General features: G+C 32.9%; 14 protein-coding genes. 5 read left to right on the top strand and 9 right to left on the bottom strand.

Features of this window, described 5'->3' with window-relative positions; genetic code table 11:
* Nucleotides 1-62: 62 nt before the first annotated feature.
* From rpsI to ACR9ES_RS06945, 3 genes are all read right to left on the bottom strand, one after another.
* Nucleotides 63-449 carry a 30S ribosomal protein S9 gene (gene rpsI, locus ACR9ES_RS06955; protein WP_408036733.1) on the bottom strand — a complete coding sequence of 129 codons (387 nt, stop codon included), beginning with the start codon at nucleotides 447-449 and terminating at the stop codon, nucleotides 63-65.
* 2 nt (nucleotides 450-451) lie between these two features.
* Complete coding sequence (gene rplM / locus ACR9ES_RS06950) at nucleotides 452-907, bottom strand: 50S ribosomal protein L13 (protein ID WP_408036731.1); 456 nt, start codon at nucleotides 905-907, stop codon at nucleotides 452-454.
* Nucleotides 908-1095: 188 nt separating this feature from the next.
* Nucleotides 1096-1944 (bottom strand): OmpA/MotB family protein, encoded by an 849-nt coding sequence (locus ACR9ES_RS06945; RefSeq protein ID WP_274633334.1) that lies wholly within the window; start codon nucleotides 1942-1944, stop codon nucleotides 1096-1098.
* A 133-nt stretch (nucleotides 1945-2077) separates the two neighbouring features.
* On the opposite strand from ACR9ES_RS06945, the gene ACR9ES_RS06940 reads away from it, so the two are divergent.
* On the top strand, nucleotides 2078-3049 hold the full coding sequence (locus ACR9ES_RS06940) for an FAD:protein FMN transferase (RefSeq protein WP_435253680.1): 972 nt from the start codon (nucleotides 2078-2080) through the stop codon (nucleotides 3047-3049).
* On the opposite strand, the gene ACR9ES_RS06935 is transcribed toward ACR9ES_RS06940, so the two are convergent.
* From ACR9ES_RS06935 to ACR9ES_RS06915, 5 genes are read right to left on the bottom strand one after another with little or no spacing between them, the layout of a single operon-like run.
* Nucleotides 3046-3816, bottom strand: a complete 771-nt coding sequence (locus ACR9ES_RS06935) for a class I SAM-dependent methyltransferase (RefSeq protein WP_435253679.1) — start codon at nucleotides 3814-3816, stop codon at nucleotides 3046-3048. The genes ACR9ES_RS06940 and ACR9ES_RS06935 overlap by 4 nt on opposite strands.
* Nucleotides 3817-3819: 3 nt before the next feature.
* Entirely contained in the window at nucleotides 3820-4638 is an 819-nt protein-coding gene (gene map, locus ACR9ES_RS06930) for a type I methionyl aminopeptidase (RefSeq protein ID WP_435253678.1), read from the bottom strand.
* Nucleotides 4639-4667: 29 nt separating this feature from the next.
* Nucleotides 4668-5198 (bottom strand): thioredoxin family protein, encoded by a 531-nt coding sequence (locus ACR9ES_RS06925; RefSeq protein WP_435253677.1) that lies wholly within the window; start codon nucleotides 5196-5198, stop codon nucleotides 4668-4670.
* A 10-nt stretch (nucleotides 5199-5208) separates the two neighbouring features.
* A complete protein-coding gene (gpmI, locus tag ACR9ES_RS06920; protein WP_435253676.1) occupies nucleotides 5209-6726 on the bottom strand; it encodes a 2,3-bisphosphoglycerate-independent phosphoglycerate mutase in 1518 nt (505 codons plus the stop codon).
* 48 nt (nucleotides 6727-6774) lie between these two features.
* Complete coding sequence (locus ACR9ES_RS06915; protein WP_435253675.1) at nucleotides 6775-7044, bottom strand: hypothetical protein; 270 nt, start codon at nucleotides 7042-7044, stop codon at nucleotides 6775-6777.
* A 152-nt stretch (nucleotides 7045-7196) separates the two neighbouring features.
* Here ACR9ES_RS06915 and ACR9ES_RS06910 point away from each other — a divergent pair, with 152 nt between their 5' ends.
* Both ACR9ES_RS06910 and ACR9ES_RS06905 read left to right on the top strand, forming a co-directional pair.
* Entirely contained in the window at nucleotides 7197-8954 is a 1758-nt protein-coding gene (locus ACR9ES_RS06910; RefSeq protein WP_435253674.1) for an aromatic amino acid hydroxylase, read from the top strand.
* Nucleotides 8955-8988: 34 nt separating this feature from the next.
* A complete protein-coding gene (locus ACR9ES_RS06905) occupies nucleotides 8989-9273 on the top strand; it encodes a rhodanese-like domain-containing protein (protein ID WP_274633326.1) in 285 nt (94 codons plus the stop codon).
* A gap of 8 nt (nucleotides 9274-9281) precedes the next feature.
* Here the strand turns inward: ACR9ES_RS06905 and ACR9ES_RS06900 are convergent, their stop codons facing one another.
* On the bottom strand, nucleotides 9282-10232 hold the full coding sequence (locus tag ACR9ES_RS06900; protein WP_435253673.1) for a GSCFA domain-containing protein: 951 nt from the start codon (nucleotides 10230-10232) through the stop codon (nucleotides 9282-9284).
* A 112-nt stretch (nucleotides 10233-10344) separates the two neighbouring features.
* Between ACR9ES_RS06900 and ACR9ES_RS06895 the strand changes: the two genes are divergently transcribed.
* Together ACR9ES_RS06895 and ACR9ES_RS06890 are read left to right on the top strand one after the other, a co-directional pair.
* Complete coding sequence (locus ACR9ES_RS06895; RefSeq protein ID WP_435253672.1) at nucleotides 10345-11238, top strand: MerR family transcriptional regulator; 894 nt, start codon at nucleotides 10345-10347, stop codon at nucleotides 11236-11238.
* A gap of 214 nt (nucleotides 11239-11452) precedes the next feature.
* Nucleotides 11453-12412 carry a fasciclin domain-containing protein gene (locus tag ACR9ES_RS06890; RefSeq protein ID WP_435255608.1) on the top strand — a complete coding sequence of 320 codons (960 nt, stop codon included), beginning with the start codon at nucleotides 11453-11455 and terminating at the stop codon, nucleotides 12410-12412.
* The last annotated feature ends 44 nt before the right edge of the window (nucleotides 12413-12456 follow it).

The following is a 12456-nucleotide window of genomic DNA, read 5'->3' as shown; positions in this document are numbered from 1 at the left end:
CTGAAGTATTTAGATACTAAACTGTTAAAAATTGATTTATAAATAACAGTTCCAATAAACGATTAACGTTTAGAGAACTGGAATTTCTTACGTGCTTTCTTCTGACCGAATTTCTTACGTTCAACCATTCTTGGATCACGAGTTAATAATCCTTCTGGCTTTAATACTGCTTTGTCTTCTTCGTTAATAGCTACTAATGCTCTAGTAATTGCTAAACGAATAGCTTCAGCTTGACCAGTAACACCACCACCGTAAACGTTTACTTTGATATCGTAAGCCTCTAAGTTTTCAGTTAACATTAAAGGTTGTTGAACCTTGTATTGTAAAGTTGGTGTAGTGAAATAGTTTTTAAACTCTCTTTTGTTGATAGTGATGTTTCCACTTCCTTGAGAAACATAAACACGAGCAACAGCTGTTTTTCTTCTACCTATTTTGTGTACAGTTTCCATAATTATTTAAGATCGTTAAGGTTAATAGCTTTAGGTTTTTGAGCTTCTTGACCATGCTCTGTTCCTGCGTAAACATATAAGTTTCTGAATAACGCACTACCTAATTTGTTTTTAGGTAACATACCTTTTACTGCTTTTTCGATGATTCTTGTAGGATCTTTTTCGAACATTTCTGTAGCAGTTAATGATCTTTGACCTCCTGGATATCCTGTGTGACGGATGTAAGACTTATCAGCCCACTTGTTACCAGTTAAGTTAATCTTTTCAGCGTTGATGATTACAACGTTGTCTCCACAATCTACGTGAGGAGTATAATTTGGCTTGTACTTACCTCTAATAAGTTTTGCAACTTTAGAAGCTAGACGACCTAATGTTTGCCCGTCCGCATCAACTAAAACCCACTCTTTGTTTACAGTGTTCTTGTTAGCCGATACTGTTTTGTAACTTAATGTGTTCATAATTACACGATTAGTTTTTGTTTATAATTAATAATTTTTTGTCCTTTAAAAAGGTCTGCAAATGTACAATTAATTATTTGATTGACAAATAGCGTGTTAGTTTAATTTTTTTCTTTTTTTACTAGGTTGAGTTTTACTCATAAAAAAAACGTGCGAAAAGCACGTTTTTAATGAATATGTTTTTAAGACTATTCTACTTTTTGATCTAATAAATCAAAGAATTGATTTAATCTTGGTAAGATAATAATCTTTGTACGTCTGTTTTTAGCTTTGTTTTCAGGAGTGTTGTTTTCTACTAAAGGAACATAGCTACTTCTACCAGCAGCAATTAATCTTTCAGGAGCTACATTGTACTTTCCTTGTAATTCACGAACAATAGCAGTAGAACGTAAAACGCTTAATCCCCAGTTGTCTTTTAATGCAGAACCAGCAGCAACAGGAGTGTTATCAGTATGTCCTTCTACCATTACATCCATTTGAGGTTGACCATTAACTACAGTTGCAACTTTTTCTAATACTTTAGAAGCTTTGTCGTTAATTGTATAGCTACCACTTTTGAATAATAATTTATCAGAAATAGAAATAAATACTACAGTTTTTTCAACATTTACTTCAATATCTTCGTCATCAATACCGTCTTGTAATTCTCTTTTTAAGTGGAATGCAACTACTAAATTTAAAGAGTCTTTTTTAGAAGCAGCCTCTCTAATTTTGTTGATGTACTTGTCTTTTTTGCTTAACTGAGATAAGGTTTCTTTTATGTTGTCATTAGCTCCTTTTGTTAATACAGTTAAGTTTTCTACTTGTTGTAAAGTGTTTTCTTTGTCTTTCTTTAATTCAGTTACTCTAGATTCTAAAGAGAACGCTTTTTCTTCGCAATTTTCTTTTTCAACCAAGCACTTCGTTAAGTTAGCTTTAACCGCTAATAATTCTTCTTTCGTTTGTTCATGTTTAGCCTTAACAGCCTCTAATTCTTTTGTAGAAGCACACGATGCTAATAAAAGAGCGGCGCTAAGGAATAAGAATACTTTTTTCATTTTGATTCTATGTTTTAGATGTATTATTAATAATTAATAGTTGAGCAAATTTATAAAAATGAAGACACAAAAAAGAGAATTAACAATCTTTTATGAAGATTGAAAGCACTAATTTTGTGGCAAAATTTTAACCATGATCAAAAAAGTAACGTTTATAATAGTTTCATTATTGTTGTTTACATCTTGTAAAGAAGAAAAAAAAATAGAGGAGACTAAATTAGAAGGTGGTGTTTTTGGAACCACGTATCATATAACCTACATGAGCAGTGAAAATTATCAAAAATCTATTGATAGTTTGTTCCATTTAGTGAATAAATCACTGTCAACTTACATGCCTACTTCTGATATTTCAAAAATTAATCAAGGAGATACTACTATAGTGGTTGATGATATGTTTGTTGAAGTATTTGAAAAAGCTAAAAAAATATACAAAGAGACTGACGGGTATTTTGATCCGACGATTGGTAGATTGATAGATGCTTACGGGTTCGGTTCAGGAAAAGAAAAGAAAGATTTAACTTCGGAAGAAATTGCAGATTTAATGGTGAATGTTGGATTCGATAAAGTTTCATTGAAAGATAGAAGGGTTTATAGAGAAAGTGAAAACATAGAGTTTAATGTAAATGCTTTTGCAAAAGGTTACGGAGTAGATGTTGTTGGAAGGTTTTTAGAATCGAAAGACATTCATGATTACTTGGTGGAAATTGGAGGTGAGATTAGAGCTAGAGGAACAAAACATGGCAGTTTATGGAAAGTGGCTATTGAAAAACCTAACGTTGACGGAACACGTTCTGTTCAAAAAATAATTGACTTAGATAATGAATCTATGGCTACTTCGGGTAATTACAGAAAGTATAAGGTAAATGCTGAAGGGAAAAAAATAGTACACACTGTAAATGCAAAAACAGGATTAGCAGAGGAAAGTAATTTGTTAAGTGTGTCAGTTCGTTTAAAAGGAGATTGTGCGGATGTAGATGCGTATGCAACTGCTTTTTTAGCAATGGGACTAGAAAAAACAAAAGAGTTTCTCAAAGAACATCCAGAATTAAAAGTAGTGTTGTTGTATCATAGCGATACAGATGAACTAGCAGAATATGAAAACTAGTTTTTATAACATACAGGCAAAATTTCGCCTTTCATTAAAGCAAATCGTTCTAGTTTTTCTGGAGCGATTTTTTTTGTGTAGTCTATTTCATCAACTGTAAATCCTATAGAGCGTAACTTATTAAAGTAATCACGTCCGTACACACGAACATGGTCGTACTGACCGAAGATTTTTGCACGTTCTTTAGGGTTGGTTATTGAATCGTCTTCAAAAGTGATTTCTCTAGATAAATCCTGCGGAATTTGAAAAATTCCAAATCCACCAACTTTCATTACTCGATACAATTCTTGCATTGCCTTAGTGTCATCAGGGATGTGTTCTAGTACATGATTACAAAACACTACATCAAAAGAGTTGTCTTCAAAAGGAAGGTCGCAAATATCTGCTTTTACATCTGCAATGGGCGATTCTAAATCGGAAGTAATGTATTCTAGATTTTGTTGTTTTCTAAAAAGATCTAAAAAACACTGTTCAGGAGCAATATGTAATACTTTTAGTTTTTTCTCTGAAGAAAAAAAGTTGCTTTCTTGTTGTAAAAAAAGCCATAGTAAGCGATGTCTTTCTAGTGATAGTGTTGAGGGAGAAAGTGCATTTTCTCTTTGTATACCATATCCATAAGGTAAAAACTTACGAAACGATTTTCCATCAATAGGATCAGTAAATTTATCTCCTTTTAACCACCAAGTAATTACAGGTCTAGCTAAATAACTAGCTTTAATTAAAATTGGTCTTGGGATGGTATTTAGTATCGTTTTGAATAAAGACACAAATTATAGAACTAAAGGTTGTTGTCTGAATTCGTCTTCTTCGTTACTTTCAATACCTAAAGCATCGTATATATACTTAAAAGTTGATAATAACTCAGGTTTTCCGTCGATAATGGCAACATCGTGCTCAAAGTGTGCAGAAGGTTTGTTGTCTAAAGTAGTAATAGTCCATCCGTCACTGTGTTGACGAATTTTTTGAGTACCTAAGTTTGTCATTGGTTCAATAGCAACTACCATACCTTCAATAAACTTTTTACCACGACCTCTTTTTCCGTAGTTAGGCATCTCAGGATCTTCGTGCATTTTACGACCTAATCCGTGTCCTACTAATTCGCGAACAACTCCATAGCCATGTTTTTCGGTAAAGTTTTGAATCGCAAACCCTACATCACCTACGCGATTACCTACTTTAAATTCACGAATACCTACGTATAAACTTTCTTTAGTAACGTCTAATAATTTTTGAGTTTCTGGAGCGATTTCACCTACAGCAAATGTGTAAGCGTGATCTCCATAAAAATCATTTTTTATAGCGCCACAATCAATAGAAATAATATCACCTTCTTGTAATGGCGTGTTGTTTGGAATTCCGTGAACTACTTGAGAGTTAGGACTCATACAAAGCGTGTTTGGGAAATCGTACAAGCCTAAAAAACCAGGAATAGCACCTTGCTCACGAATAAATTCTTCAGCAAGTTTATCAAGATATAATGTAGTAACTCCAGGTTTTACTTCTTTGGCAAGCATACCTAAGGTTTTTGATACTACTAAAGCACTTTTGCGCATTAATTCTATTTCTTCTCTAGTTTTTTGAATAATCATGTTAAAAATATTGAGGCGCAAATTTACGGTTATTTTTGATATGGATGTTTGTATTCTTGACCAGAAAGTATTTTTAAGAAATCTTCTTCAACAGAGCTGTCGTCTAAAGCATGTTCTACAAAACGACCTATTTCTTTTCCTTCTTTATAAAAAATAAAGGTTGGAACATGAGTAATATCGAATCCTTCTTCTAATCCGTTTGCTTTTTTCTGACGGTTTACTGTAACCAATTCAAGGTTTTTATAGTTAAAATCAGCTTCATCTAAAATTTTATAAAAATTTGGTACATCTCTTTGGCTATCACCACACCAAGTTCCCATAAAAGCTTTGATTTTTATATCTTTCAAATACGGTTTTAGTTGTTCAACCGTATTCTTGTCAGTTTCGTAATAGGAATAAAAATCGTTAAACCATTCACTGCCGTATGGTTCTTGCTGAAAATCTTGTTTTGTAGCAATGCCTACTAAATTTCCATTTTCGTTTTTGGTTGCAAGATTTTTTGGTGCTGATGCACATGATACTACTAAAGCAGTGATGAGTAAATACACGATTTTGTTCATAAAATATATTTTAAATAAGCGAATGTTGTGTCATTTCTTCAGGTTGCTCAACACCCATTAGTTTTAAAATAGTTGGAGCAATATCGCCTAAAATACCACTTTTTATTGATTTTAATTCTTTGTCAATTAAAATCATAGGAACAGGATTGGTAGTGTGCGCTGTATGTGGTGTTCCATCTGGATTAATCATCGTTTCACAGTTTCCGTGATCGGCGATTAAAATTGTTGTGTAATCGTTGTCTAATGCTGTAGTTACCACATCTTTTACACATGCGTCAACAGCCTCGCAAGCTTTTACAGCCGCATCAAAAACACCTGTGTGTCCAACCATGTCACCATTGGCAAAGTTTAAACACACAAAATCCACATCGCCTTTTTGTAATTCAGGAACAATGGCGTCACGAATTTCATAGGCGCTCATTTCTGGTTGTAAATCGTAGGTTGCTACTTTTGGCGATGGACATAACAAACGTTTTTCACCTTTAAATTCTTCTTCTCTTCCGCCAGAGAAAAAGAAAGTTACGTGCGGATATTTTTCTGTTTCAGCAATTCTAATTTGACTCTTTCCTGCTGATTCTAAGACCTCGCCTAAGGTGTTTTCAATGTTTTTTCCGTCGTAAACAACGTGGATGTTTTTAAAAGTATCATCATAACTTGTTAAGGTAACAAAATACAATGGTAATTTTTTCATGTAGACTTCAGGAAAATCTTTTTGACTTAAGGCTTCGGTTAATTGACGTCCTCTGTCAGTTCTAAAATTGAAGAAGATAACAACGTCGTCTTCTTTAATGGTTGTTTTTGGTTGATTGTTTTCATCAACCATTATGATTGGTTTGATGAATTCATCGGTTACGCCTTCGTCATAACTTTGTTGAATACTAGTTAAAGCATCCGAAGAAAGTGAGCCTTTTCCGTTAACTAAAGCATCGTAAGCAAGTTGTACGCGTTCCCAACGATTATCGCGATCCATTGCGTAGTAACGACCAGTGATTGTTGCCAATTCACCCGTAGTTTTTTGCATGTGTTTTTGGATTTCGTTGATAAAATATTTTCCTGATTTAGGGTCGCAATCACGTCCGTCAGTAAAAGCATGTAAATACACATTCTTTAAATCATGATTATCTGCTGCTGTTAGCAACCCTTTTAAATGATCTATATGTGAGTGAATCCCTCCATTAGAAACTAACCCTAAAAAGTGAATGTTTTTGTTGTTTGCTTTCGCGTATTCAAAAGCATTTACTAATTCGGCTTCTTTGGCAAGTGTTCCTTCTTTTACTGCTTTATTAATCTTAGCTAAGTTCTGATACACAATTCTACCAGCACCTAGGTTCATGTGGCCTACTTCCGAATTTCCCATTTGCCCTTCAGGTAAACCAACATGCTCACCATCAGTTCTTAATTGTGCATGCGGAAATTTATCGTATAAAGAATTTATAAAAGGAGTTTTAGCATTGTATATAGCCGAAACTTTTGGGTCTTGGGTAATTCCCCAACCATCCAAAATCATAAGGATTACTTTCTTGTTCATTTGTTGTGTGTTACACTGCAAAAGTAAGAAAGATTTTTGGGGATTATTTTAAGAATTCATAAAAACAAACGTACTATAAACTAAAATTATAAAGATTAAAAAGAATAGAATACTGTTCTTAATAAGCTGACTTTTATTTTCTTTTAGTACTTGTCTTTTTAATTGAGCCAACTCTTTTTTACTAGCAGATTTTTTAAAGTGCAGCGTATCATTATTTTCTTTTTGAAATCGTTCAAGCTTTTCAAAAGCACTTACTCTTTTTCTTTTGTTGTTTTTTAAACTGGTTATCATTGCTGATACTGATCCTCCAAAACCCATAGCAAATTGTTTTAACTGTTAAATATAGTAGGTTCTAATTTTTTTTTAGAACTACTGTGCATTAGTAAATATAAGAAATTTAGAATTTAACGGATATCAATTTTTTGTAAACTATAAAAATCCTAAATTTACAGAGCAAAACAAACAACATTATGGAACCTCATTTTGAATTAAACGAAGTTACCAAAAAGCTACCCAAGCACTTACATAAATTCGTAGTAAAACAACCATATGACGAGTACACTGCGCAAAACCAAGCCGTATGGCGTTATGTAATGCGAATGAATGTAGATTACCTTGGTAAAGTAGCTCATGCTTCGTATATAGATGGACTAAAAAAAACAGGAATTTCAGTTGAAAAAATTCCTTATATGCAAGGAATGAACCGTATTTTGAAAGAAATAGGTTGGGCGGCAGTATCGGTAGATGGATTTATTCCGCCAAATGCTTTTATGGAATTTCAAGCATACAATGTACTGGTAATCGCATCAGATATGCGTACGATTGACCATATAGAATATACACCGGCACCTGATATTATTCACGAAGCAGCTGGCCATGCACCTATTATTGCAAATCCAGAATATGCAGAGTATTTACGTCGCTTTGGTGAAATAGGAGCCAAGGCAATTTCATCAGCGAAAGACTATGAAATGTATGAAGCTATTCGTTTATTATCTATTCTAAAGGAAGATCCAAATTCTACCCAAGAAGAGATTGATGAAGCGCAAGAGAAAGTAGAATGGTTACAAGATAATATGGGAGAGCTTTCGGAAATGGCTCAGATTAGAAATCTTCACTGGTGGACAGTAGAGTATGGATTGATAGGGACTCTCGAAAATCCGAAAATTTATGGAGCGGGATTGTTATCTTCAATAGGAGAGAGTAAATGGTGTATGAAAGATGAGGTAGAAAAAGTAGCATATACATTAGATGCTGCTAATGTAAACTTTGATATCACGAAGCCGCAACCTCAATTATTTGTAACGCCAGATTTTGCTCATTTAAGTTTAGTATTGGAGCAATTTGCTAATAAAATGGCTATCAGAACAGGAGGGTTGAAAGGAATTGAAAAACTGATTGATTCTAAAAATTTAGGAACTATCGAGTTAAGTACAGGTATTCAAGTGTCTGGAGTTTTCTCTAATGTAATAACTGATGAGAATAATAAAGCCATTTATATACAAACAACAGGTCCTACTGCGTTAGCAAATAGAGATAAAGAATTAATAGGTCACGGAATAAATTACCACGCAGAAGGTTTTGGAAGTCCGATAGGGAAGCTAAAAGGAATTAATATTCCGATAGAAAATATGAGTCCTCGTGATTTAAAAGCCTATGGAATTTATGAAGGAGAGCAGGTTGCTTTAGAGTTTGAAGGCGGAATAAAAGTAGAAGGAGAAGTAATTACAGGAACCAGAGATTTACGAGGTAGGATTTTATTGATATCTTTTAAAGACTGTACCGTAACTCATGGAGATACTGTATTGTTTCACCCAGATTGGGGAGTGTATGATATGGCGGTTGGAGTTGATGTCGTTTCTGCTTATGCAGGACCTGCAGATATAACCTCGTTTGGTGATGTAGGAAAAGTGTCAGAAACAAAAACTCATAAGATTCAGTATTCAGAATCAGATAAAAAATTATATAGTTTGTATAATGAAGTTAGGATAATGAGAGAGGCTGGGACAGTTTCTGAGGAGAAAGTTCAAGGAATTTTCAATGAAGTAAGCTCTCAGTTTAAAAACGATTGGTTACTGCCTTTAGATTTGCTGGAGTTAGCTGTAATGAATAATTTTTCAATAAAAGATGCGTTACGTAACTACCTTGAATTGATGAAAAGTAACAAGAGTTACACAACGTTAATTGAAAACGGCTTACTTTTGTTGGAAAATTACCAAGAAGCATAACATGGGATTATTTAATTTATTTAGAAAGAAAGATATGAGTAACGAAATACAGGAATATTTAGCTAAAGGAGCGGTAGTATTAGATGTAAGAACTTTAGCAGAATGGAATGAAGGGCATAGTGAAGGAGCTAAACACATCGTGTTAGCAACAATTCCTTTGAATGTTGATGAAATTAAATCGTGGAATAAACCAGTAATTGCAGTTTGTAGAAGTGGTGGTAGAAGCGGTCAAGCAACTCAGTTTTTACAAAATCATGGAGTAGATGTAATTAACGGTGGTCCATGGCAAAATGTAGATCAATACTTAGTGAGTAAGTAATAAACGAACTAAAAATTCATAAAAGGAAATGCTTGTAAAAGTGTTTCCTTTTTTTGTTGTAATTTTTTTAAAAATAATTGATGCGCTTCAGAATTAGGATTGAAAGGTTTGTGCATTAATCCTTTTTGAATAGTTTTAACCTCTTTCATTGTTTCTAAAGTTTCCTCGCTAAACCAAACTTCTGAGAATTTTTCCCAAATATAATCGATTGCTGTTTGGTTTGGGTGAATCATGTCTTCAGCATAAAAACGATAATCACGCAATTCATCCATCATAATTTCATACGAGGGAAAGTAATGAGTATTGTTTCTTGATTCAACTACTTGATGAATAGCCGAAAGTAAATGCGCTTTACTACGTTGGTTTTCTATAAATCCGTCTTTAATATGACGAACGGGTGAAACTGTATAAATAATTGTTGTTTCTGGATTTATAGATTTGATTAAAGAATTAATCGCTTCCAAGCTTTCTGAAACTTCTTCAACAGTTAATAATTCTTTCAAAAATTTTTTCTGCGGAATTTTATGGCAGTTTGCAACCAATGTATCTGTAGCTATTTCACGATATATCCATGCAGTTCCTAATGTAATAATTATGTGAGAAGTATTTTTTAAATGCTGATATGTAGAGTTAATATTGGTGTTAAGAGTATTTAATAATTCCTCTTTTGAAGTCGAACTCACTACTGAATGTGCATCAAAACAGTGCCAGCGTTCATTGTGAAAAAAGACATCATTTTCGGTATACATCTCTTCATTGATGACTTTTGCAATGAAGGTTTCAATGGCTTTGGGGTGAAATAAAATTCCGAAAGGGTTTTGTTGTGTTTGAAACTTGTAATACGACAATTTATTGCCAATGTTTTCAGAAAAACAAGACCCTAACAATAACAATTTAGAATTGTAATTAATTAAGTGGTGTTTTTGTTTCTTTAAAGGAATATGAGTTTGAAAAATCATAGGTAAATTGTGAAAAATCTAATCAAAAATAGTGATAATATAGTTCAGAAGTAGAGGGTTGATTCTTAATTTAAAGAAATTTGTATATTTGTTTAATAAAAAACAAAAAGCATTGAACAATATTAAGTCGACATTTACGATTAAAGACCTAGAAAATATTTCAGGAATCAAAGCGCATACAATCCGTATTTGGGAGAAACGCTATAATTTGTTGTCGCCTGAAAGAACAGATACTAATATTCGTTACTATTCTTCTGAGAATTTACAGAAACTTTTAAATGTTGTTTTGTTGAATCAAAACAATATCAAAATTTCTAAGATAGCAGAAATGTCTGATAATACTATTGTTTTAAAGGCTAGAGAGTTGGCTTTTAAAATGGCGGTAAATGATGAAGCTATAAATTCTTTTAAAATGGCAATGTTTCAGTTCGATAAAATATTGTTTAATAATACTTACAATAGTTTGTTGAAAAGAAAAACATTTAGAGAGACTTTTAAAGATGTTTTTGTCCCTTTTCTAAATCACATAGGGCTCTTGTGGCAAACTGACACTTTATTGCCGGCGCATGAACATTTTATTTCTAACTTAATTGTTCAAAAAATACAAATCAATATAGAGAAGTTAGAGTATTCTAATAACAATTCGGAAGTTACTTATGTATTGTTCTTGCCAGAAAATGAAATACACGAATTAGGTTTAATGTATCTAAATTATGAACTTACATTAAGGGGGTATAATACAATTTATTTAGGGCAGAGTTTGCCTTTAGATAATTTAGATCACTTTTTTAAAAGTGATGCGAAAATTTGTTTTATTACTTCTATGACAGTTCAACCCTATGATGATAAGGTGCAAGAATATTTTTCAGAAATTGAAAGAGCGCTTATGAATACAGAACATGAGTTAATAGCAATAGGGAATAAAGCTATGGCTGTTGATAATGTTGATTTTAAAGCAAAAATATCAGTTCACCCTTCTTTAAAAGAGTTCTTAAATAAATATTAAAAAATTTTGCCTAATCAATTTTTGTTTATTTATTTTTTGTTTTTGTTAAACCAAAAATGTAATTTTGGATAATGTTTTGGTTTTCAAGGCATATTTTTTTAGTTAAACTTGTTTTGTTTAATTATTTTTTAAAAAAAATAAACAAAGTCTATCGAAGCTGAAAAATAGACTATAAAAAGTAAAAAGAGTAAGCGTTAATTTAAAGTGTGTAATTATGAAAATTAAGAATTTAACTTCATTGTTGTTTTTAGGTTTGCTTTTAAGTTTTGGTATGTTAACGTCATGTAGTGATGACGATGATCCGGTTGTAGAAAAACCAAAGTCTATAGTTGATGTGGCAGTTGCAGACTCCAATTTAAGTATTCTTGTGTCTGCTTTACAAAAGGCCGATTTAGTATCAGCATTACAAGCGGAGGGACCATTTACGGTTTTTGCTCCAACGGATGCAGCATTTCAAGCTTTATTAGATAGTAATGACTCATGGAGTTCTTTAGATGATATCCCAGTAGAAACATTAAAATCAGTATTGTTGTTTCATGTGATAAGTGGTGAAGTAAAAGCGGCAGATTTATCTAATACTTATGTGAATACCTTATCAACAGGTCCAAATGATGAGATGTTGTCATTACAAGTAGAAGTTGATGGAACAGTGGAGTTTAATGGAGATTCAAAACCAATTGCTACAGATGTTATGGCTTCAAACGGAGTTATACATACAATAGATAAAGTAATGTTACCAGCTAATGTAGTGACCTTAGCGTTAAATAATAGTGGTTTTACTTCTTTGGTAGCAGCATTAACAGATAGCCGTCATACTACAGATTTTGTTTCTTTATTAAAAGAGGATGGACCATATACAATCTTTGCTCCTACAAATGATGCATTTCAAGCATTGTTAGATAGTAACGATTCTTGGAACTCGTTAGCAGATATTCCAATCGCAACATTAGAGGCGGTGTTAAAATATCATGTATTTGCTGGAGGAAATGTACAATCATATGAATTAACCGATAATCAGGAAATCACAATGTTTGATGAAAACATAGTGACTGTTGATTTGACTAACGGAGCTAAGTTAGAAACAACTTCGGGGCAATCAGTAACAATATCTTTAACCGATGTACAAGGAACAAATGGGGTGGTTCACGTAGTGAGCAGTGTTCTTTTACCATAATATTTAGGTTAAACAGTTGATCGTGAGCGAGATTAATTTCTCGC

The sequence above is a fragment of the Tenacibaculum sp. A30 genome (assembly GCF_051200845.1).
GTDB lineage: Bacteria > Bacteroidota > Bacteroidia > Flavobacteriales > Flavobacteriaceae > Polaribacter.
The sequence above is the reverse complement of the archived record's forward strand: the minus strand, read 5'-3'. Positions and strand labels throughout refer to the sequence as shown.

Coding starts and splice junctions, on each gene's coding strand:
- rpsI (WP_408036733.1), bottom strand. CDS start 449: ATGGAAACTGTACACAAAATAGGTAGAAGAAAAACAGCTGTTGCTCGT.
- rplM (WP_408036731.1), bottom strand. CDS start 907: ATGAACACATTAAGTTACAAAACAGTATCGGCTAACAAGAACACTGTA.
- ACR9ES_RS06945 (WP_274633334.1), bottom strand. CDS start 1,944: ATGAAAAAAGTATTCTTATTCCTTAGCGCCGCTCTTTTATTAGCATCG.
- ACR9ES_RS06940 (WP_435253680.1), top strand. CDS start 2,078: ATGATCAAAAAAGTAACGTTTATAATAGTTTCATTATTGTTGTTTACA.
- map (WP_435253678.1), bottom strand. CDS start 4,638: ATGATTATTCAAAAAACTAGAGAAGAAATAGAATTAATGCGCAAAAGT.
- ACR9ES_RS06925 (WP_435253677.1), bottom strand. CDS start 5,198: ATGAACAAAATCGTGTATTTACTCATCACTGCTTTAGTAGTATCATGT.
- gpmI (WP_435253676.1), bottom strand. CDS start 6,726: ATGAACAAGAAAGTAATCCTTATGATTTTGGATGGTTGGGGAATTACC.
- ACR9ES_RS06915 (WP_435253675.1), bottom strand. CDS start 7,044: ATGGGTTTTGGAGGATCAGTATCAGCAATGATAACCAGTTTAAAAAAC.
- ACR9ES_RS06910 (WP_435253674.1), top strand. CDS start 7,197: ATGGAACCTCATTTTGAATTAAACGAAGTTACCAAAAAGCTACCCAAG.
- ACR9ES_RS06905 (WP_274633326.1), top strand. CDS start 8,989: ATGAGTAACGAAATACAGGAATATTTAGCTAAAGGAGCGGTAGTATTA.
- ACR9ES_RS06900 (WP_435253673.1), bottom strand. CDS start 10,232: ATGATTTTTCAAACTCATATTCCTTTAAAGAAACAAAAACACCACTTA.
- ACR9ES_RS06890 (WP_435255608.1), top strand. CDS start 11,453: ATGAAAATTAAGAATTTAACTTCATTGTTGTTTTTAGGTTTGCTTTTA.